The organism is Variovorax sp. IB41 (assembly GCF_016405905.1).
GTDB lineage: Bacteria > Pseudomonadota > Gammaproteobacteria > Burkholderiales > Burkholderiaceae_C > Variovorax.
Genome location: NZ_JAEFCB010000010.1, coordinates 87,881 through 113,161 on the forward strand (window position 1 = coordinate 87,881; position 25,281 = coordinate 113,161).

A 25,281-nucleotide genomic window follows, 5' to 3' on the forward strand; every position below is an offset into this window, starting at 1 on the left:
ATGGCAAAAAAATCCTCCCGCACCGGCACCCCGCGTGCCGCCGATCTTTCTGCAGCGGCCGCGCCCCAGAGCGCGGGGCTTCGCGCCATGGCGCTGGAGGCCCGTTACATGTTCGATGCCGCGGCCGTGGCAACCGGCGCCGAAGTGCTCGCGGCGCAGGCCGCGGCCCAGCAGGCCGATGCCGCCGTCGCCGATGCCGCTCGTCAAGCTGGCCAGGCTGGCCAGGCCGACCACGCGCAGGCGCCCGCTCCCGCGGCACCCGCCACCCTGGCCAATGGCTGGAGCGAAGACACCGCCTACATGTACACGTCGGTCGATGAGAAGACCGGCACGGCGGACCACGGCGGCGCCTCTGCGTTCGATGGCCTCGGCCACGCGCTGCAGGCCCTCGCGCCGCGGGAGAACCAGGGCGCGCAGATCGTCTTCATCGACCCCGGCATCTCGGACGTGTCGACGCTGCTGCAGGGCATCGACCCGTCGGCCGAAGTGGTGTTCCTGGACAGCCGCTCCGACGGCCTCTCGCAGATCGCGAGCGCGCTGCGCGGGCGCACCGACGTCGGCGCCATCCACATCATTTCGCACGGCGACCCGGGCGAATTGCGGCTGGGCAATGCGGTGTACGACAACGCCGACCTCTCCGCGCGGTCGGCCGAACTCGCGGCCATCGGCAGCGCGCTCGGCCGCGACGGCGACATCCTCCTGTACGGCTGCGACACCGCGCAGGGCGTGGTGGGCGAGCAGTTCACGCACAGCCTCTCGCGCCTGACGGGCGCGGACGTCGCGGCCTCGGTGGACCTCACCGGCGCCCAGCGCCTGGGCGGCAACTGGAACCTCGAATACCAGGTCGGCCACATCGAGAGCCGCGTGGTGGTCGACGACCACGCGCAGGCCGCCTACGACAGCACGCTCGATGCGGCCGTGAACACCGGCAGCGGCGCCGTGCTCGCCGTGTACGGCCGCACGATCGTGAGCATCGACGTCACCACCGGCAAGGCCACCACGCTCACCAACGTGCCCGCGACGGTCGGCGGCATCGCGGTGGGCGACACGCCCAACGCGCTGTCGCTCAATGCGGCGGCGGGGCTCATCTATTACCTGGACGGCACCTCCACCACGTCGCGGGCGCTCTTTGCCTACGACTACATCAACAACACCCACATCCTCATCGACTCGAACATCACCGACAACGGCAGCCTCGTCGTGGCCGGCGACCAGGGCGTGAGCGGCGGCGGCGCGGCCTACTACAACGGCGCGATGTACCTGGGCGTGGAGAACGTCGGCGGCACCACGTCCGACCGCATCTTCCGCCTCGTGTTCGCGGCCGACGGGCGCAGCATCACCGGCACCTCGGTGTTCGTGAGCGCCGTTGCCGGCGGTGCGGAATGGGGCGACCTGGCCATCGACACGGCCAACAACGCGCTGGTGAGCGTGGGCAGCAACGACGCGACCACGCGCTCGTTCGTGCGCTGGGACCTTGCGACCGGCAACCAGTTGACCAACGTGGCCTACACGCCGACCTCGATCCAGCTGGCCACCGGCACCAACGGCGGCCTCTATGCCATCGGCGGCACCACGATCCAGAGCCTCAACCCGGCGACCGGTGCGCTGGTCTCGACGGTGAACGTCACCACCAACGGCTCGACCGCCATCGGCGGCTCGGTGGCCGACGGCGCCGGCGCCGTGCCGGCCACGGGCACCATCGGCGACAGGATCTTCGACGACAACAACGGCGACCGCGTCTTCGGCGCCGGCGACACCGGCATCGCGAACGTCACGGTGCAACTGATCGACGACGTCAACGGCAACGGCGTGGCCGACACGGGCGAGCGCGTGCTCGCCACCGACACCACCAACGCGACGGGCAACTACCTGTTCACCGGCGTGCTGCCCGGCGCCTACGTGGTGCGCGTGACCGACACCAACGGCGCGCTGGGCGGAAGCTCGCCGACCAACGGCGCCGCGTTCCGGGCCATCTCGCTCGCGAGCATCGGCGGCTCGGACCTCACGGCCGATTTTTCCTACGACAAGGTGCCGCCGGTCATCGACCTGAACTCGGGCACCAACACCACCGACGTCGTGAACAACGGCGGCTTCACCGGCGGCGGCACGGGCTGGACCTCGACGGGCTCGACCACCTTCGCCGGCGACCACGCCCAGTGGACCTCCGACATCACCTCCGGCTCGCTCACGCAGGCCGGCCTCACGGGGCTGCAGTCGGGGCCGGGCACCAGCGGCGCGGCGCAGATCGTCTTCGGCTTCGGCTGGAACAACGGCTTCCCCGATTCCAACGCCTCGTCCGTCCTCACCGTGAGCGTGGGCGGCGTGGTCTACGCGACCATCACCACCGGCCGCTCGGGGCTGAACCCGAACATCGCCACCGTCGTCTACTCGAACGGCGCCACCGGCCCGAGCACCATCGTCGCGCCGAGCACGTTCGGCAACTGGACCTACACCGACATCACCATCAACCTGCCGAGCACGGTCGCCAACGCCGGCAACCTGGTCTTCAACTTCACGCCCGACACGACGCTCCTGGCCGCGGGCGACGACGTGTCGATCGACAACGTGCGCGTGTTCACCTCGGCGGACATCACGCCGGGCCGCGACTGGAGCGGCACCTACACCGAAGACGGCGCACCGGTCGCCATTTCGGACACCGACGCCTCCATCGTGGACAGCGACTCGACCAACATGGTCTCGGCGCAGATCGTGCTCACCAACGGGCAGGCGGGCGACCTGATGCGCATCGGCGGCGTGGCGCTGGCCAACGGCTCCACCGGCACGCTCAACGGCCTGGCCTACACCGTGAGCGTGAGCGGCGGGGTGACCACCATCAACCTCACCGGCTCGGCCACCAAGGCGGTGTACGCGAGCACCATCGGCGCGATCACTTTCGAGAGCACGCTGCAGAACCCCACGGCTTCGCCGGTGCGCGACATCACCGTCACCGTGAACGACGGCGCCTTCACCTCCAACACAGCGCACGCGCTGATCACGGTGGTGCCGGTGAACGACGCGCCCGTGCTGGGCACCGGCTCCACGCTCACGTACACCGAGAACGGCGCTCCGGCCGCGGTGAACGGCGCGATCACCGTCTCGGACGTGGACAGCGCCACGCTCGCCTCGGCCACGGTGGCGATCACCGGCAACTTCGTCGCGGGCCAGGACATCCTGGGCTTCACCAACGTGCCCGCGACCATGGGCAACATCACCGCCACCTACAACGCGGCGACCGGCGTCATGACGCTGAGCTCGGCCGGCAACACCGCCACCACGGCCCAGTGGCAGGCGGCGCTGCGCGCGGTGCAGTACAGCAACGGCTCGGACAACCCCGCCACCGCCGCGCGCACCGTGAGCTACACGGTGAACGACAGCGCGCTCAATTCCAACGTCGTCACCTCGACCGTGAACGTCACCGCGGTGAACGACGCGCCGGTGCTCTCGGGCGGCTCCAGCGTCACCTACACCGAGAACGGCACGCCCACCGCGGTGAACGGCGCCATCGTCGTCTCCGACCTGGACAACGCCACGCTCGCGAGCGGCACCGTGGCCATCACCGGCAACTTCGTGCCCGGCCAGGACGTGCTGAGCTTCACCAACGTGCCGGCCGCGATGGGCAACATCGTCGGCACCTACAACGCCGCGACCGGCGTCATGACGCTGAGCTCGGCCGGCAACACCGCCTCCACCGCGCAGTGGCAGGCGGCGCTGCGCGCGGTGCAGTACGCCAACACCTCCGAAGACCCCTCGGCCGTGGCGCGCACCGTCACCTACACGGTCAACGACAGCGCCGCGAACTCCAACACCGTGACCTCGACCGTCAACGTCGCGCCGGTCAACGATGCGCCGGTCAACACGCTGCCCGCGGGCTGGAGCACGAACGAAGACGCGACGGTCGGCCTCACCGGACTGCAGGTCGCCGACGTGGATGCCGGCAGCGGCACCCTGCGCGTGACGCTGAGCGTGCCCACGGGTTCGCTCACGGCCGCCTCGGGCGGCGGCGTCACCGTGACCGGCAGCGGCACGGGCACGCTGGTGCTCGAAGGCTCGCAGGCCAGCATCAATGCCTACCTCGCGAGCGCGGCGCGGCCGAACTACGTGCCGCTGGCGAACGCCAACGGCAGCGTGACGCTGACCATGACCACCACCGACCTGGGCAATGCCGGCGGCGGCGGCGCGCAGACCGACACCGACACCGCGACGATCACCATCGCCGCGGTGAACGATGCGCCATCGGGCACCGACCGCACGGTCACGCTCAACGAAGACGGCACCTACACCTTCTCGGCCGCGGACTTCCCGGTCACCGATGCGGCCGATACGCCGGCCAACGGCCTGCAGTCGATCATCGTCACCACGCTGCCGCCGGCCTCGCAGGGCGTGCTGCGCCTGAACGGCGTGGCGGTGACGGCGGGGCAGGTCATTCCCGCGGGGAGCCTCGGGCAACTGACCTTCACGCCGGCCGCCAACCTCAACGGCAACGGCCTGGGCGCATTCACCTTCCAGGTGGTGGACAACGGCGGCACGGCGAACGGGGGCCTCAACACCGACGCGACGCCCAACACCTTCGCCTTCAACGTCACGGCCGTGAACGACGCCCCGGTCATCAACCCCGACAGCGCCACCGGCACCGAGGACACGCCCGTCACCGGCAACGTGCTGGCCAACGACACCGACGTGGACGGCGACCCGCTCGCGGTCACGCAGTTCGTGGTCAACGGCTCGACCTTCACCGCAGGGCAGACCGCCACCATCGCGGGCGTGGGCACGCTGGTGATCAATGCCAACGGCAGCTACACCTTCACGCCGGCCGCCGACTACAACGGCACACCGCCGGTGGTGACCACCTACACGGTGAGCGACGGCACGACCGCCGTCACCTCCACGCTCACGATCACCGTCACCGCGGTGAACGATGCGCCGGTCAACACGCTGCCTGCGGGCTGGACGACCAACGAGGACGCGGCAGTCGGCCTCACCGGCCTGCAGATCACCGACGTGGACGCGGGCAGCGCCACCATGCGCGTCACGCTGAGCGTGCCGGCCGGCACGCTCAGCGCGGCCTCGGCCGCAGGCGTCACCGTGACCGGCAGCGGCACGGGCACGCTCGTGCTCGAAGGCTCGCAGGCCAGCATCAACGCGTACCTTGCGAGCGCGGCGCGGCCGAACTTCCAGCCGGTGGCGAACCAGAACGGCAGCGTCACGCTGACCATGACCACCACCGACTTCGGCAACACCGGCACCGGCGGCACGCTGACCGACACCGACACGGCGATCATCACCATCAACACGGTGAACGACGCGCCCTCGGGCGCGGACCGCACGGTGACGATCGCCGAGGACGGCACCTACACCTTCTCTGCCGCGGACTTTCCGATCACCGATGCGGGCGACACCCCCGCCAACAGCCTGCAGTCGGTGGTCATCACCACGCTGCCGCCCGCGACGCAGGGCGTGCTGCGCCTGAACGGCGTGGCGGTGACGGCGGGGCAGGTGATTCCGGTGGGCAGCCTCGGCCAGCTCACCTTCACGCCCGCTGCGAATGCGAACGGCACGGGCATCGGCTCGTTCACCTTCCAGGTGGTGGACAACGGCGGCACCGCCAACGGCGGGCAGAACACCGACCAGTCGCCCAACACCTTCGCCTTCAACATCACGGCGGTCAACGACGCGCCGGTCGGCAATGCGGACACCGGCGCAGGCGCCGAAGAAACGGTCGTCACCGGCAACGTGCTGGCCAACGACACCGACGTCGATGGCGATGCGCTCACGGTCACGCAGTTCGTGGTCAACGGCTCGACCTTCACCGCGGGGCAGACCGCGACCATCGCGGGCGTGGGCACGCTGGTGGTCAATGCCAACGGCAGCTACACCTTCACGCCGGCCGCGAACTTCAACGGCGCGGTGCCGGTGGTCACGTACACGCTGAGCGACGGCACGGCGACCGCCACCTCGACGCTCGCGCTCACGGTGAGCGCGGTGAACGATGCGCCGGTCAACACGCTGCCCGCCGGCTGGACCACGAACGAAGACACGACCGCCGGCCTCACCGGCCTGCAGATCGCCGACGTGGACGCGGGCACCGGCCCGATGCGCGTGACGCTGAGCGTGCCCACGGGCTCGCTCACGGCGGCATCGGGCGCAGGCGTCACGGTGACGGGCAGCGGCACCGGAACGCTCGTGCTCGAAGGCACGCAAGCCAGCATCAATGCGTACCTCGCGAGCGCCGCACGGCCGAACTACGTGCCGGTGGCGAACGCCAACGGCAGCGTGACGCTGACCATGACCACCAGCGACCTGGGCAACACCGGCACCGGTGGCGCGCTGACCGACACCGACACCGCGACCATCACCCTCACCGCGGTGAACGACGCGCCTTCGGGCGCGGACCGCACCGTTTCGCTGAACGAGGACGGCACCTACACCTTCTCGGCGGCGGACTTCCCGATCACCGATGCGGGCGACACGCCGGCCAACAGCCTGCAGTCGGTGGTCATCACCACGCTGCCACCGGCGGCACAGGGCGTGCTGCGGCTGAACGGCGTCGCGGTGACGGCGGGGCAGGTCATTCCCGTGGGGAGCCTCGGCCAGCTCACCTTCACGCCGGCGGCCGATGTGAACGGCAACGGCATCGGCGCCTTCACCTTCCAGGTGGTGGACAACGGCGGCACGGCCAACGGCGGACAGAACACCGACCAGTCACCCAACACCTTCGCCTTCAACGTCACGCCCGTCAACGACGCGCCCGTGGCCAACCCCGACACGGTCGCTGCGACCGAAGACACGCCGCTCTCGATCCCGGTGGCGAACCTGCTGGGCAACGACACCGACGTGGAAGGCAACACGCTCGCCATCACCAGCGTGCAGGGCGCCGTCGGCGGCACGGTGAGCCTCGTGGGCGGCAATGTGGTCTTCACGCCCACGGCGAATTTCAATGGCGCCGCGAGCTTCACGTACACGGTGAGCGACGGCAACGGCGGCACCGCGACCGCGACGGTGACCGTCAATGTCGCGGCCGTGAACGACGCGCCGGTGGCCGCCAACGACTCGGCCAGCACGCCGATCAACACGCCGCTGGCGAACATCCCGGTGCTCGCGAACGACACCGACGTGGACGGCGATGCGCTCAGCGTGACCGGCGCGACAGTGAATCCGGCGCTCGGCACCGTCACGGTCAATCCGAACGGCACGCTCAACTTCACGCCCGCCACCAACGTGACGGGCCCGGTGCAGATCACCTACACGGTGAGCGACGGCAAGGGCGGCACGGCCAGCGCGGTCCTCACGGTCAACGTGGGCGCCAACACGCCGCCGCAGAGCGCCGACACGACCGCCAACGGCACCGAGGACACGCCGCTCGTGCTCACGACGGCGAACTTCCCCTTCACCGATGCAGACGCGGGCCAGACGCTCACGAACGTGCGCATCGACACCTTGCCCGTCAACGGCACGCTGCTGCTCAATGGCGTGGCGGTCGCGGCGGGCCAGACGGTCACCGCGGCCGACATCGCCGCAGGGCGGCTCACCTTCGTGCCGGGCGCCAACGGCAACGGCGCGATCTATGCGAGCTTCACCTTCTCGGTGCAGGACTCGGGCGGCGCGTTCGACGCCGCGCCCAACACGCTCACCTTCAACATCGCGGCGGTCAACGACGTGCCGGTGGCCAACCCCGACAGCGTCGTCACCAACGAGGACACGCCGGCCACGGGCAATGTGCTGACCAACGACACGGACGTGGAAGGCGGGCCGCTCACGGTGACGCAGTTCGTCATCGGCGGCAACACCTTCACAGCAGGGCAGACCGCGACCATCGCGAATGTCGGCACGCTGGTGATCAACACGAACGGCAGCTACACCTTCACGCCGGCCGCGAATTACAACGGCCCCGTGCCGGTGGCGACTTATACGGTCACCGATGGCACAGCCACGGCCACCTCCACGCTGACGTTCAGCGTGACCGCGGTGGACGATGCGTTCACCGACGCGAACGAGACGGTGACCACCAACGAAGACACGCCGCTCACCGGCTCCGTGCTCACGGGCACGACGAGCGTGGACGGGCCGGTCACCGTCACCACCTTCACGGTGGCGGGCGATCCCACGGTCCACACGGCTGGGCAGACCGCGAACATCGCGGGCGTGGGCACGCTGGTGATCAACGCGAACGGCAGCTACACCTTCACGCCGGCGGCCAACTACAACGGCCCCGTGCCGGTGGTCACGTACAGCATGACCGATGGCTCCAGCGGCGACACCTCGACGCTGACCATCACCGTGGCCCCGGTGGACGATCCGTTCACCGACGCGAACGAGACGGTCACCACCAACGAAGACACGCCGCTCACCGGCTCGGTGCTCACCGGCACCACGAGCGTGGACGGCCCGGTCACCGTTGCCAACTTCACGGTGGCCGGCGACGGCACGACGTACACCGCAGGACAGACCGCGACGATTGCGAACGTCGGCACCCTGGTGATCAATGCCGATGGCACGTACACCTTCACGCCGGCCGCGAACTACAACGGCCCTGTTCCCGTCGTCACCTACAGCCTGACCGATGGATCGAGTGGCGACACCTCGACGCTGACGATCACCGTCGCTCCGGTGGACGATCCGTTCACCGATGCGAACGAAACCGTCACCACGAATGAAGACACGCCGCTGAACGGCTCGGTGCTCACGGGCACCACGAGCGTCGACGGTCCCGTGACGGTCACGGGCTTCAGCGTGGCGGGCGATGCCACCGTCTACACGGCAGGCCAGACCGCGACGATCACCGGCGTGGGCACGCTGGTCATCAATGCCAACGGCAGCTACACCTTCACGCCGGCCGCCAACTACAACGGGCCCGTGCCGGTCGTCACGTACAGCCTCACCGATGGATCGAGCGGCGACACCTCGACGCTCGCGATCACGGTCGCGCCCGTGGACGATGCGTTCACCGACGCGGACGAAACCGTCACCACCAACGAAGACACGCCGCTCACCGGCTCCGTGCTCACGGGCACCACGAGCGTCGATGGCCCGGTCACGGTCACGAGCTTCAACATCGCAGGTGACGCCACGGTCTACACCGCGGGCCAGACCGCGACCATCGCGAACGTCGGCACGCTGGTGATCAACACCGACGGCACCTACACCTTCACGCCGGCCGCCAACTACAACGGCCCGGTGCCAGTCGTCACGTACAGCACGACGGACGGCTCCAGCGGCGACACCTCGACGCTGACCATCACCGTCGCGCCGGTGGACGATGCGTTCACCGATGCCGACGAGACGGTCACGACGAACGAAGACACGGCGCTGACGGGCTCGGTGCTCACGGGCACGACCAGCGTCGATGGCCCGGTCACGGTCACGGGCTTCACGGTGGCGGGCGACGCCACGGTCTACACCGCGGGCCAGACCGCGACGATCGCCAACGTCGGCACCTTGATCATCAACGCCAACGGCAGCTACACCTTCACACCGGCCGCGAACTACAACGGGCCGGTGCCGGTCGTCACGTACAGCACGACGGATGGCTCCAGCGGCGATACCTCGACGCTGACGATCACCGTCGCGCCCGTGGACGATGCATTCACCGACGCGAACGAAACCGCGAGCACCAACGAAGACACGCCGCTCACAGGTTCGGTGCTCACGGGCACCACGAGCGTGGACGGCCCGGTCACCGTCACGAGCTTCACCGTCGCGGGCGACCCGCTCACCTACACCGCGGGCCAGACGGCCACCATCGCGGGCGTCGGCACGCTGGTCATCAACGCCAACGGCGGCTACACCTTCACGCCGGCCGCGAACTACAACGGGCCCGTGCCGGTCGTCACGTACAGCCTCACCGATGGATCGAGCGGCGATACCTCGACGCTGACGATCACGGTAGCGCCCGTGGACGACGCGTTCACCGACGCCGACGAAACCGCCACGACGAACGAAGACACGCCGCTCACCGGCTCAGTGCTCACGGGCACCACGAGCGTGGACGGCCCGGTCACCGTCACGGGCTTCACGGTCGCGGGCGATCCGGCTGCGTACACGGCGGGCCAGACGGCCACCATCGCCAACGTGGGCACGCTGGTGATCAACGCCAACGGCAGCTACACCTTCACGCCGGCCGCGAACTACAACGGCCCGGTGCCCGTGGTCACGTACAGCCTGACCGACGGCTCGAGCGGCGACACCTCGACGCTGACCCTCACGGTCGCGCCCGTGGACGATGCCTTCACAGACGCCAACGAAACCGTCACCACCAACGAAGACACGCCGCTCACCGGTTCGGTGCTCACGGGCACGACGAGCGTGGACGGCCCGGTGACGGTCACCACGTTCGGCATCGCGGGCGACGACACGGTCTACACGGCGGGCCAGACCGCGACCATCGCGGGCGTGGGCACGCTGGTCATCAACGTCAACGGCAGCTATACCTTCACGCCGGCCGCGAACTACAACGGCCCGGTCCCGGTGGTCACGTACAGCATGACCGACGGCTCCAGCGGCGACACCTCGACGCTGACCATCAACGTCGCCGCAGTGGACGACGCGTTCACCGACGCCGACGAAACCGTGAGCACGAACGAAGACACGCCGCTCTCGGGCTCCGTGCTGACCGGCACGACGAGCGTCGACGGCCCGGTCACCGTCACGGGCTTCACCGTGGCCGGCGATGCCACGGTGTACACGGCAGGGCAGACCGCGACCATCACGAACGTCGGCACGCTGGTCATCAACACCAACGGCACCTACACCTTCACGCCAGCTGCCAACTACAACGGCCCGGTGCCCGTGGTCACGTACAGCATGACCGACGGTTCAAGCGCGGACACCTCGACGCTGACCCTGAGCGTCACCGCGGTCAACGACCCACCGGTGGGCAACCCCGACACCGCCACCGTGACCGAAGACGTGCCCGCCACCGGCAACGTGCTGGCCAACGACACCGACATCGACGGAAATACGCTCACGGTCACGAGCTTCACCATCGCAGGCGACGGCACCTTCACCGCGGGACAGACCGCGACCCTCGCGGGCGTCGGCACGCTGGTGATCAATGCGAACGGCAGCTACACCTTCACGCCCGCGGCGAACTACAACGGCCCCGTGCCGGTGGTGACGTACACGGTCAGCGACGGCACAGCGATCGCCACCTCGACGCTGACGCTCACGGTGAGCGCGGTGAACGACGCGCCCGTCAACACGCTGCCCACGGGCTGGACCACCAACGAAGACGCCACGGTCGGCCTCACCGGCCTGCAGATCACCGACGCGGACGCGGGCGCTGGCCCGATGCGCGTAACGCTGAGCGTGCCCGCGGGCTCGCTCACGGCAGCATCCGGCGCAGGCGTCACCGTGACCGGCAGCGGCACGGGCACGCTGATCCTGGAAGGCTCGCAGGCCAGCATCAACGCCTACCTCGCGAGCGCCGCAAGGCCGAACTACACGCCAGTGGCCGACGACAACGGCAGCGTCACGCTGACCATGACGACCAGCGACCTGGGCAACACCGGCGCCGGCGGCACGCTGACGGACACCGACACGGCAACCATCACCATCGCCGCCGCGAACGACGCGCCTTCGGGCGCCGACCGCACGGTGACGATCAACGAAGACGGCACCTACACCTTCTCGGCGGCGGACTTCCCGATCACCGATGCGGGCGACACGCCGGCCAACAGCCTGCAGTCGGTGGTCATCACGACGCTGCCGCCCGCAGCGCAGGGCGTGCTGCGCCTGAACGGCGTCGATGTCACGGCAGGGCAGGTGATTCCGGTGGGAAGCCTCGGCCAGCTCACCTTCACGCCCGCGGCCAATGCGAACGGCGTGGGCATCGGCGCGTTCACCTTCCAGGTGGTGGACAACGGCGGCACCGCCAATGGCGGGCAGAACGCCGACCAGTCGCCCAACACCTTCGCCTTCAACGTCACGGCCGTCAACGACGCCCCGGTGGCGAGCGACGACGTCGCCAGCACGGCGATCAACACGCCGCTGGCGAACATCCCGGTGTTCGCCAACGACACGGATGTGGACGGCGACCTGCTCACCGTGACGCAGGCCACGGTGAATCCGGCGCTGGGCACCGTCACCATCAACCCGGACGGCACGCTGAACTTCACGCCCGCCACCAACGTGACCGGCCCCGTGCAGATCACCTACACGGTGAGCGACGGCAAGGGCGGCACCGACACCGCGGTGCTCACCGTCAATGTCGGCGCCAACACGCCGCCGCAGAGCGCCGACACCACGGTCAACGGCACGGAAGACACGCCGCTGGTCCTGACGCCGGCCAATTTCCCGTTCACCGATACCGATGCGGGCCAGAGCCTGGCGAGCGTGCGCATCGACACGATCCCCGCCAACGGCGCGCTGCTGCTCAATGGCGCGGTGGTCACCCCGGGCCAGACCATCTCCGCGAGCGACATCGCGGCAGGACTCCTGAGCTTCGTGCAGGGCCCCAACGGCAACGGCGCTCCCTACGCGAGCTTCACCTTCTCGGTGCAGGACTCGGGCGGCACCTTCGACACCACGCCGAACACGCTCACCTTCAACATCGCCGCGGTCAACGATGCGCCCGTGGCCAACCCCGACACCGCCACCGTCGACGAGGACACGCCCGCGACCGGCAACGTGCTGGGCAACGACAACGACGTGGACGGCGATGTGCTCACGGTGACGCAGTTCACCGTCGGCGGCACCACCTTCGCGGCCGGCACCGCCGCGACCCTCGCGGGCGTGGGCACGCTGCAGATCAACGCCGACGGCAGCTACACCTTCACGCCAGCGGCCAACTACAACGGCCCGGTGCCGGTGGCGACCTACACGGTCAACGACGGCACCGCCAATGCGCAGTCCACGCTCACCATCACCGTCGCGCCGGTGGACGACGCATTCACCGATGCCGACGAGACCGTGAGCACCAACGAAGACACGCCGCTCACCGGCTCGGTACTCACGGGCACCACGAGCGCGGACGGCCCGGTCACGGTCACCGGCTTCACCGTGGCCGGCGACGCCACCGCCTACGCCGCGGGCCAGACCGCGACCATCGCCAACGTCGGCACGCTCGCCCTGAACGCCGACGGCAGCTACACCTTCACGCCGCTGGCCGACTACAACGGCCCGGTGCCGGTCGTCACCTACACCCTGAGCGACGGCTCGAGCACCGACAGCTCGACGCTCGCGATCACGGTCGCGCCCGTCAACGACGCGCCGGTCAACACGCTGCCGGCCAGCTTCGCGGGCAGCGAAGACACGCCGCTGCCGCTCACCGGCCTCTCGGTGTCCGACGTCGATGCCGCGGGCGGCACGATCACGGTGACGCTCTCGGTCGCCTCGGGCACGCTCACGGCCGGCCCCGGCGGCGCGGTCGGCGTCAGCGGCTCGGGCACGGGCACCGTGGTGCTCACGGGCACGCAGGCCGACATCAACGCCTACCTGGCGTCGAGCGCGCCCGTCTACGTGCCGGTGGCCAACGCCAACGGCGCGGTGGTGCTCACGATGACCACCGACGACGGCGGCAACACCGGCGGCGGCGCGCTCGCGGACACCGACACCCGCACGATCAACATCGCCCCGGTCAACGATGCGCCCGTGGGCACCGCCGACACCGGCACCGTGGTCGAAGACACGCCGCTCAGCGGCAACGTGCTCGCCAACGACACCGACGTGGACGGCAATGCGCTCACGGTGACGCAGTTCGTCATCGGCGGCAACACCTTCCTGGCCGGCAGCACCGCGAACCTCGCGGGCGTGGGCGCGCTCACGATCAACAGCGACGGCAGCTACACCTTCACGCCGGCCGCCAACTACAACGGCCCGGTGCCCGTGGCCACCTACACGCTGAGCGACGGCACCGCCACCGCGCAATCCACGCTCACCCTCAACGTGACGCCGGTGGACGATGCCTTCACCGACGCCAACGAAACCGTCAGCACCAACGAGGACGCCGCGCTCACCGGCTCCGTGCTGAACGGCACAAGCAGCGTGGACGGTCCGGTGACCGTCACCACCTTCACGGTGGCCGGCGACGCCACCACCTACACCGCGGGGCAGACCGCGGCCATCGCCAACGTCGGCACGCTGGTGCTCAACGCCGACGGCAGCTACACCTTCACGCCGGCGGCCAACTACAACGGCCCGGTGCCGGTGGTCACGTACAACATGACCGACGGCTCGAGCGGCAACGTCTCCACGCTCACCATCACCGTGCTGCCGGTGGCCGATGCACCCGTGGCCAACCCCGACACGGTGGCCGCCACCGAGGACACGCCGCTCACCATCGCCCCGGCCACGCTGCTGGGCAACGACACCGACGTGGACGGCGACACGCTCGCCATCCTCAGCGTGCAGGACGGCGTGAACGGCACGGTGAGCCTGGTCGGCGGCAATGTCGTCTTCACGCCCGCGCCCAACTTCAACGGCACCGCGAGCTTCACCTACACGGTGAGCGACGGCAACGGCGGCACATCGACCGCGACGGTGACGGTCAACGTCGGCGCGGTCAACGATGCACCGACCGGCATCAACGACGTGGCCAGCACGGCGATCAACACGCCGCTGGCGAACATCCCGGTGCTCGCGAACGACATCGACGTGGACGGCGATGCGCTCACCGTGACCGGCGCGACCGTGGACCCGGCCCTGGGCACGGTCACCGTCAACCCCAACGGCACGCTGAACTTCACGCCCGCCACGAATGTCACCGGGCCGGTGCAGATCACCTACACGGTGAGCGACGGCAAGGGCGGCACCGACACCGCGGTGTTGACCGTCAACGTCGGCGCCAACACGCCGCCGGAGAGCGCGGACGCCACCGTCACCGGCATGGAAGACACGCCGGTCACGCTCTCGCTGGCCAACTTCGCGTTCACCGACGGCGATGCGGGGCAAAGCCTCGCGAGCGTGCGCATCGACACGCTGCCGCTCAACGGCACGCTGCTGCTCAACGGCGTGGCGGTGACGGCGGGGCAGACCATCGCTGCCAGCGAGATCAGCGCCGGCCGCCTGAGCTTCGTGCCGGGCGCCAACGGCAATGGCGCAACCTACGCGAGCTTCACCTTCTCGGTGCAGGACTCGGGCGGCGCGTTCGACGCGACGCCGAACACCATCACCTTCGACATCGCCCCGGTCAACGATGCGCCGCTCGGCAATGCCGACAGCGCCACGACGCCCGAAGACACGCCTGTCAGCGGCAATGTGCTGACCAACGACACCGACGTGGATGGCAACACCCTCGCGGTGGCGCAGTTCACGGTCGGCGGCAACACCTTCGCGGCGGGGCAGACCGCCACCCTCGCGGGTGTCGGCACGCTGGTGATCAACGCCAACGGAACCTACACCTTCACCCCGGCCGCGAACTACAACGGCCCGGTGCCGGTGGTGAGCTACACGGTCAGCGACGGCACGGACACGGCCAGCTCGACGCTCACGCTCTCGGTCACCCCGGTGGACGATGCGTTCACCGACGCCGACGAAGCGGTGACCACCAACGAGGACACGCTGCTCACCGGTTCGGTGCTCACGGGCACCACGAGCGTCGATGGGCCGGTGAGCGTCACCGGCTTCACCGTCGCGGGCGATGCCACGGCCTACACGGCGGGGCAGACCGCCACCATCGCGAACGTCGGCACCTTGGTGATCAATGCCAACGGCAGCTACACCTTCACCCCGGCCGCGAACTACAACGGCCCGGTGCCGCTGGTCACGTACAGCATGACCGACGGATCGAGCACGGACAGCTCGACGCTGACCATCACCGTCGCGCCGGTGGACGATGCATTCACCGACGCCGACGAGACCGCGAGCACGAACGAAGACACGCCGCTGAACGGCTCCGTGCTCACGGGCACCACGAGCGTCGACGGCCCGGTGACGGTCACGAGCTTCACGGTCGCCGGAGACGCCACGGTCTACACCGCCGGCCAGACTGCGACCATCGCGAACATCGGCACGCTGGTGATCAATGCGAACGGAAGCTACACCTTCACGCCCGCCACGAACTACAACGGCCCGGTGCCGGTCGCCACGTACAGCATGACGGACGGCTCGAGCAGCGACACCTCCACGCTCGCGATCAACGTCACCGCGGTCAACGACGGCCCCGTCGGCAACCCCGACACCGCCACCGTGACCGAGGACGTGCCCGCCACGGGCAACGTGCTGGGCAACGACACCGACGTCGACGGCGACACCTTGACGGTCACCGGCTTCACGGTGGCCGGCGACGGCACCTTCACCGCGGGGCAGACCGCGACCATCGCGGGCGTCGGCACGCTGGTGATCAATGCCAACGGCAGCTACACCTTCACGCCGGCCGCGAACTACAACGGCCCGGTGCCGGTGGTGACGTACACGGTGAGCGACGGCATGGCCACCGCGACCTCGACGCTGACCCTCACGGTCGGCGCAGTCAACGATGCGCCGGTCAACACCTTGCCCACGGGCTGGACGACGAACGAAGACACGACCGTGGGTCTCACCGGCCTGCAGATCACCGACGCGGATGCCGGCAGCGGCCCGATGCGCGTGACGTTGAGCGTGCCCGCGGGCTCGCTCACGGCAGCTTCGGGCGCAGGCGTCACCGTGACCGGCAGCGGCACGGGCACGCTGATCCTGGAAGGCTCGCAGGCCAGCATCAATGCGTACCTGGCGAGCGCATCCCGGCCGACCTACGTGCCGGTCGCGAACGCCAATGGCAGTGTCACGCTGACGATGACGACCAGCGACCTGGGCAACACCGGCGCGGGCGGCGCGCTGACCGACACCGACACCGCGCTCATCGGCATCACACCGATCAACGACGCACCCGAAGGCGCCGACCGCACGGTCACCCTCGACGAGGACGGCACGTACACCTTCTCGGCGGCGGACTTCCCGATCACCGATGCGGGCGACACGCCCGCCAACGGGCTGGAGTCGGTGGTCATCACGAGCCTGCCGCCCGCAGCAGAAGGCGTGCTGCGCCTGAATGGCGTCGAGGTCACTGCAGGCCAGGTGATTCCGGTGGGCAGCCTCGGCCAGCTCACTTTCACACCCGCGGCCAATGTGAACGGCAACGGCATCGGCGCGTTCACCTTCCAGGTGGTGGACAACGGCGGCACGGCCAACGAGGGGCTGAACACCGACGAGACGCCCAACACCTTCGCCTTCAACGTCACCGCCGTGAACGACGCACCGGTGGCCAACCCCGACACGGTGGCCGCGACCGAGGACGTGCCGCTGTCGATTCCGGTGGCGAACCTGCTGGGCAACGACACCGATGCGGAAGGCAACACGCTGACGATCACGAGCGTGCAGGGCGCGGTCAACGGCACGGTGAGCCTCGTGGGCGGCAATGTGGTCTTCACGCCCGCGGCGAATTTCAACGGCACGGCCAGCTTCACGTACACGGTGAGCGACGGCAACGGCGGCACATCCACCGCGACCGTCACGGTCAACGTCGCCGCGGTCAACGATGCGCCCGTGGCCGGGGACGACGTGGCGACGACGCCGATCAACGCGCCGCTCGCGAACATCCCGGTGCTTGCGAACGACACCGATGTGGACGGCGATGCGCTCAGCGTGACCGGTGCGACGGTCAACCCCGCGCTCGGCACGGTGACGGTGAATGCGGACGGCACGCTGAACTTCACGCCCGCGGCGAACGTGACGGGCCCGGTGCAGATCACCTACACGGTGAGCGACGGCCAGGGCGGCACGGACACTGCCGTGCTCACGGTCAACATCGGCGCGAACACGCCGCCGCAAAGCGCGGACGCGACGGTCAACGGCACCGAAGACACGCCGGTGGCGCTCACACTCGCGAACTTCGCTTTCACCGACGGCGATGCAGGCCAGAGCCTCTCGGGCGTTCGCATCGACACGCTGCCGCTCAACGGCACGCTGCTGCTCAATGGCATTGCGGTGACGGCCGGGCAGACCATCTCGGCGGCGGACATTGCCGCCGGTCGCCTCGGCTTCGCGCCAGGCGCGAACGGCAACGGCGCGACGTACGCGAGCTTCACCTTCTCGGTGCAGGATTCGGGTGGCGCGTTCGACACGGCGCCGAACACCATCACGTTCAACATCGCGGCGGTCAACGACGCACCGGTGGCCAACCCGGACACGGTGACAGCGACCGAAGACACACCGCTGTCGATCCCGGTGGCGACCCTGCTGGGCAACGACACCGATGTAGAAGGCAACACACTCACCATCACCAGCGTGCAGGGCCCAGTCAACGGCACGGTGAGCCTCGTGGGCGGCAATGTCGTCTTCACGCCGGCGCCCAACTTCAACGGCGCCGCCAGCTTCACCTACACGGTGACCGACGGCAACGGCGGAACCGCGACGGGCACGGTGACGGTCAACGTCGGCGCGGTCAACGACGCGCCGGTGGCGGGCGACGACGTGGCGACCACGCCCATCAACACGCCGCTCGCGAACATCCCGGTGCTCGCGAACGACAGCGACGTGGACGGCAACGCGCTGACCGTGACCCAGGCCACGGTCGACCCCGCGCTGGGCACGGTCACCCTCAATCCGGACGGCACGCTCAACTTCACGCCCGCCAACAATGTGACCGGCCCTGTGCAGATCACCTACACGGTGAGCGACGGCCAGGGCGGCACCGACACGGCGGTGCTCACGGTCAACATCGGCGCCAACACGCCGCCCGAGAGTGCGGACGCGACGGTCGACGGCACCGAAGACACGCCGGTCACGCTCACGACCGCCAACTTCGCCTTCACCGACGGCGATGCGGGCCAGAGCCTCGCGAGCGTGCGCATCGACACGCTGCCGCTCAACGGGACGCTGCTGCTCGATGGCATCGCGGTGACGGCCGGGCAGACCATCTCGGCGGCGGACATCGCGGCCGGGCGCCTGGGCTTCGCGCCGGGCGCGAACGGCAATGGCGCGGCGTATGCGAGCTTCACCTTCTCGGTGCAGGACTCGGGCGGCGCGTTCGATGCGACACCGAACACGCTCACGTTCAACATTGCCGCGGTCAACGACGCACCCGTGGCCAACCCCGACACGGTGGCCGCAACGGAAGACACGCCGCTGTCCATCCCGATCGCGAACCTGCTGGGCAACGACACCGACGTGGAGGGCAACACGCTGACGCTGGACAGCGTGCAGGGCGCGGTCAACGGCACGGTCAGCATCGTGGGCGGCAACGTCGTCTTCACGCCGACGCCGAACTTCAACGGCACGGCCAGCTTCACCTACACGGTGAGCGATGGCAATGGCGGTACTTCCACCGCGACGGTGACGGTCAGTGTCGGCGCAGTCAACGATGCGCCGGTGGCGACCGACGACACAGCGACCACGCCAATCAACACACCGATCGCGAACATCCCGGTGCTCGCGAACGACACCGACGTGGATGGCGATGCGCTCTCGGTGACCAGTGCGACGGTGGACCCGGCGCTTGGCACGGTCACGGTCAATGCCAACGGCACGCTCAACTTCACGCCCGCGACGAATGTCACCGGCCCGGTGCAGATCACCTACACGGTGAGCGACGGGAAGGGCGGCACGGACACCGGCGTGCTCATCGTCAACATCGGCGCGAACACGCCGCCGCAAAGCGCGGACGCGACGGTCGCAGGCACGGAGGACACGTCCGTCACGCTGACGACCGCCAACTTCGCCTTCACCGACAGCGATGCGGGGCAGAGCCTCTCGGGCGTTCGCATCGACACGCTGCCGCTCAACGGCACGCTGCTGCTCAATGGCATCGCGGTGACTGCGGGGCAGACCATTTCGGCGGCGGACATCGCGGCCGGGCGCCTCGGCTTCGCGCCAGGCGCGAACGGCAACGGCGCAACGTACGCGAGCTTCACCTTCTCCGTGCAGGACTCGGGCGGCGCGTTCGACGCGACACCGAACACCATCACCTTCAACATCGCCGCAGTGAACGACGTGCCGGTCGCCAACCCCGATACGGTGGCGGCGACCGAAGACACACCGCTGTCGATTCCCGTGGCGACCCTGCTCGGCAACGACACCGATGTGGAAGGCAACACGCTGACGATCACCAGCGTGCAGGGTGCGGTCAACGGCACGGTGAGCCTCGTGGGCGGCAACGTCGTCTTCACACCGGCGCCGAATTTCAACGGCACCGCCAGCTTCACCTACACGGTGAGCGACGGCAACGGCGGCACATCGACCGCAACGGTGACGGTCAACGTCGGCGCGGTCAACGATGCGCCCGTGGCCACCGACGATGTCGCGAGCACGCCGATCAACACACCGCTGTCGGGGATTCCGGTGCTCGCCAACGACACCGACGTGGACGGCGACGCGCTCACCCTGACCGGCGCGACGGTGGACCCGGCGCTCGGCACGGTCACCGTCAACCCCAACGGCACGCTGAATTTCACGCCGGCCGCCAACGTGACGGGGCCGGTGCAGATCGAATACACGGTCAGCGACGGCAAGGGCGGCACCGACACCGGCGTGCTCACGGTCAACATCGGCGCCAACACGCCGCCGCAGAGCGCGGACGCGACCGTCGGCGGCACCGAAGACACGCCGGTCACACTCTCGCCCGCCAACTTCGCCTTCACCGATGCGGACGCGGGGCAGAGCCTGTCGAGCGTGCGCATCGACACGCTGCCGGTGAACGGCACGCTGTTGCTGAATGGCGTGGCGGTGACGGCCGGGCAGACCATCTCGGCCAGCGACATCGCCGCGGGGCGCCTCGGCTTCGTGCCGGGTGCCAACGGCAACGGCGCGGCCTATGCGAGCTTCACCTTCTCGGTGCAGGACTCGGGCGGCGCGTTCGATGCGACGCCGAACACGATCACCTTCAACATCGCGGCGGTCAACGACGTGCCGGTGGCCAATCCCGATACCGTCGCGGCGACCGAGGACACGCCGCTGTCGATCCCCGTCGCGAACCTGCTGGGCAACGACACCGATGTGGAAGGCAACACGCTGACGATCACGAGCGTGCAGGGCGCCGTCAATGGCTCCGTGAGCCTTGTGGGCGGCAATGTCGTCTTCACGCCAGCGCCGAACTTCAACGGCGCTGCGAGCTTCACGTACACGGTGAGCGACGGCAACGGCGGCACGTCCACCGCGACGGTGACGGTCAATGTCGGCGCGGTCAACGACGCACCGGTGGCGGGCGACGATGTGGCGACCACGCCGATCAACACGCCGCTGGCGAACATCCCGGTGCTCGCGAACGACGCGGACGTGGACGGCGATGCGCTCAGCGTGACGGGCGCGACGGTGAATCCGGCGCTCGGCACCGTCACGGTCAATCCAAATGGCACGCTCAACTTCACACCCGCCACCAACGTCTCGGGCCCGGTGCAGATCACCTACACGGTGAGCGACGGCAAGGGCGGCACGGACACCGCGGTGCTCACGGTCAACGTGGGCGCGAATACGCCGCCCGAGAGCGAGAGCGTGACGGTCAACGGTACCGAAGACACGACCGTCACCCTGACGACGGCCAACTTCATCTTCTTCGACACCGACGCGGGCCAGACGCTCGCGAACGTGCGCATCGACGCGCTGCCCGTGAACGGCACGCTGCTGTTCAACGGCGTGGCGGTGGCGGTGGGGCAGCTCGTCTCGGCCGCGGACATCGCGGCCGGGGCGCTCACCTTCGTGCCCGGCGCCAACGGCAACGGCGCGGCCTATGCGAGCCTTGCGTTCTCGGTGCAGGACTCGGGCGGCGCGTTCGACACGGCACCGAACACCATCACCTTCGACATCGCGGCGGTCAACGACACGCCCGTGGGCAACCCCGACAGCGTCGTCACCAACGAGGACACGCCAGCCACGGGCAATGTGCTGATCAACGACACGGACGTCGAAGGCGGGCCACTCACGGTGACGCAGTTCACCATCGGCGGCAACACCTTCACAGCAGGCCAGACCGCGACCATCGCGAACGTCGGCACGCTGGTGATCAACGGCGATGGCAGCTACACCTTCACACCGGCCGCGAACTACAACGGCCCGGTGCCGGTGGCGACGTATACCGTCACCGATGGCACAGCCACGGCCACCTCCACGCTGAGCTTCAGCGTGACGGCGGTGGACGATGCGTTCACGGATGCCGACGAGACCGTCAGCACGAACGAGGACACGACGCTGACCGGCTCGGTGCTCACGGGCACGACGAGCGTGGACGGCGCGGTGACGGTCACGAGCTTCACCGTCGCCGGCGACGGCACCACGTACACGGCGGGGCAAACCGCCAACATCGCCAACGTCGGCACGCTGGTGATCAACGCGAACGGCAGCTACACCTTCACGCCGGCCGCCAATTACAACGGCCCCGTGCCGGTGGTCACGTACAGCATGACCGACGGATCGAGCGGCGACACCTCGACGCTGAACATCACGGTGGTGCCGGTGGACGATCCGTTCACCGACGCGAACGAAACCGCGAGCACGAACGAAGACACGCCGCTCACAGGTTCGGTGCTCACGGGCACCACGAGCGTGGACGGGCCCGTGACGGTTGCCAGCTTCAGCGTGGCTGGCGATGCCACTGTCTACACGGCAGGCCAGGCCGCGACGATCGCGAACGTCGGCACCTTGGTGATCAACACCGACGGCACCTACACTTTCACGCCGGCCGCGAACTACAACGGCCCGGTGCCGCTGGTCACGTACAGCCTGACCGATGGATCGAGCACGGACACCTCCACGCTCGCCATCACCGTCGCGCCGGTGGACGATCCGTTCACCGACGCGAACGAAACCGTCAGCACGAACGAGGACACGACGCTCACCGGCTCGGTGCTGACCGGCACCACCAGCCCGGACGGCAATGTCACCGTGACCAGTTTCACGTTGGCGGGCAGCGCCACGGTCTACCTCGCGGGGCAGACGGCGACCATCGCGAACGTGGGCACGCTGGTGATCGCGGGCGACGGCAGCTACACCTTCACGCCTGTGACGAACTACAACGGCCCGGTGCCGCTCGTCACGTACAGCCTCACCGATGGATCGAGCGGCGACACCTCGACGCTCGCGATCACGGTCACGCCGGTGGACGATCCGTTCACGGATGCCGACGAAGCGGTGTCCACCAACGAGGACACGACGCTGACCGGCTCGGTGCTTACTGGCACCACGAGCGTCGACGGCCCGGTGACGGTCACGAGCTTCACGCTGGCGGGCAGCGCCACGGTGTACACCGCGGGCCAGACGGCGACCATCGCCAACGTGGGCACCCTGGTCATCAACGCCAACGGCACCTACACCTTCACCCCGGCCGCGAACTACAACGGCCCGGTCCCCGTGGCCACGTACAGCCTGACCGACGGATCGAGCACGGACACCTCCACGCTCACGATCACCGTCGCCCCGGTGGACGACGCATTCGCCGATGCCGACGAAACGGCTTCCACCAACGAAGACACGCCGCTGACCGGCTCCGTGCTCACGGGCACGACGAGCGTCGATGGCCCGGTGACGGTCACGGGCTTCAGCGTGGCCGGCGATGCCACGGTGTACACGGCGGGCCAGACCGCGACCATCGCGAACGTCGGCACGCTGGTCATCAACACCGATGGCACGTACACCTTCACCCCGGCCGCGAACTACAACGGCCCGGTGCCCGTGGTGACCTACAGCATGACCGATGGGTCCAGCACCGACACCTCGACGCTGACCCTCACCGTCACGCCGGTGGACGACCCGTTCACAGATGCGAACGAAACCGTCACCACGAATGAAGACACGCCGCTCGCCGGCTCCGTGCTCACGGGCACGAGCAGCGTGGACGGGCCGGTGACGGTCACGAGCTTCACGGTCGCAGGGGATGGCACGACGTACACGGCCGGCCAGACGGCGACCATCGCGAACGTCGGCACCTTGGTCATCAACGCGAACGGCAGCTACACCTTCACGCCGGCCGCCAACTACAACGGCCCGGTGCCGGTGGTCACGTACAGCATGACCGACGGTTCGAGCCCGGACACCTCGACGCTCACGATCACCGTCGCTGCGGTGGACGATGCGTTCACCGACGCCGACGAGACCGCGACGACGAACGAGGACACGCCGCTCACGGGCTCCGTGCTCACGGGCACCACGAGCGTCGATGGCCCGGTGACGGTCACGAGCTTCACGCTCGCAGGCGACGCTACGGTCTACACCGCGGGCCAGACGGCGACCATCGCCAACGTGGGCACCCTGGTCATCAACGCCAACGGCACCTACACCTTCACCCCGGCCGCGAACTACAACGGCCCGGTCCCCGTGGCCACGTACAGCCTGACCGACGGATCGAGCACGGACATCTCCACGCTCACGATCACCGTCGCCCCGGTGGACGACCCGTTCACCGATGCGAACGAAACGGCCAGCACCAACGAAGACACGCCGCTCACCGGCTCCGTGCTCACGGGCACGACGAGCCCGGACGGCGCCGTCACGGTGACCAGCTTCACCGTGGCCGGCGACGCGACGGTCTACACCGCGGGGCAGACGGCGACGATCGCCAGCGTCGGCACGCTCGTGATCAACGGCGACGGCACCTACACCTTCACGCCGGCCGCCAACTACAACGGTCCGGTGCCGGTGGCCACGTACAGCATGAGCGATGGGTCGAGCACCGATACGTCCACGCTGACCATCACTGTCGCGCCCGTTGACGATGCCTTCACCGACGCCGACGAAACGGCCGGCACGAATGAAGACACGCCGCTCACCGGCTCGGTGCTGACCGGCACGACGAGTCCGGACGGCGCCGTCACGGTGACCAGCTTCACGCTGGCCGGCGACGCCACCGTGTACACGGCGGGCCAGACCGCGACCATCGCCAACTTCGGCACGCTGGTGATCAACGCGAACGGCAGCTACACCTTCACCCCGGCCGCGAACTACAACGGCCCGGTGCCCGTCGCGACCTACAGCATGACCGACGGCTCGAGCACGGACACGTCGACGCTGACGATCACGGTCGCCGCGGTGGACGATCCGTTCACCGACGCGAACGAAACCGTCAGCACCAACGAGGACACGCCGCTCACCGGCTCCGTGCTCACGGGCACGACAAGCGTGGACGGCCCGGTCACCGTCACGGGCTTCAGCATTGCAGGCGACGCCACGGTCTACACCGCCGGCCAGACCGCGACGATCGCGGGCGTCGGCACGCTGGTGATCGGTGCCAACGGCAACTACATCTTCACGCCCGCGGCCAACTACAACGGCCCGGTCCCGGTGGTCACGTACAGCATGACCGACGGCTCGAGCACCGACACCTCCGCGCTCACGATCACCGTCGCGCCGGTGGACGACGCCTTCACCGACGCCGACGAAACGGCCACC

At 68.9% G+C, this 25,281-nt stretch carries 1 protein-coding gene (running past one end of the window); it reads left to right on the plus strand.

Going from position 1 to position 25,281, the window contains the following annotated elements:
* Positions 1–25,281 carry the 5' portion of a tandem-95 repeat protein gene (locus JC881_RS19005; protein ID WP_198787267.1) on the plus strand. Its footprint extends 2,457 nt past the window's final position, so the window shows 25,281 of its 27,738 coding nt (coding positions 1–25,281); it begins with the start codon at positions 1–3; its stop codon lies off the right edge, out of view.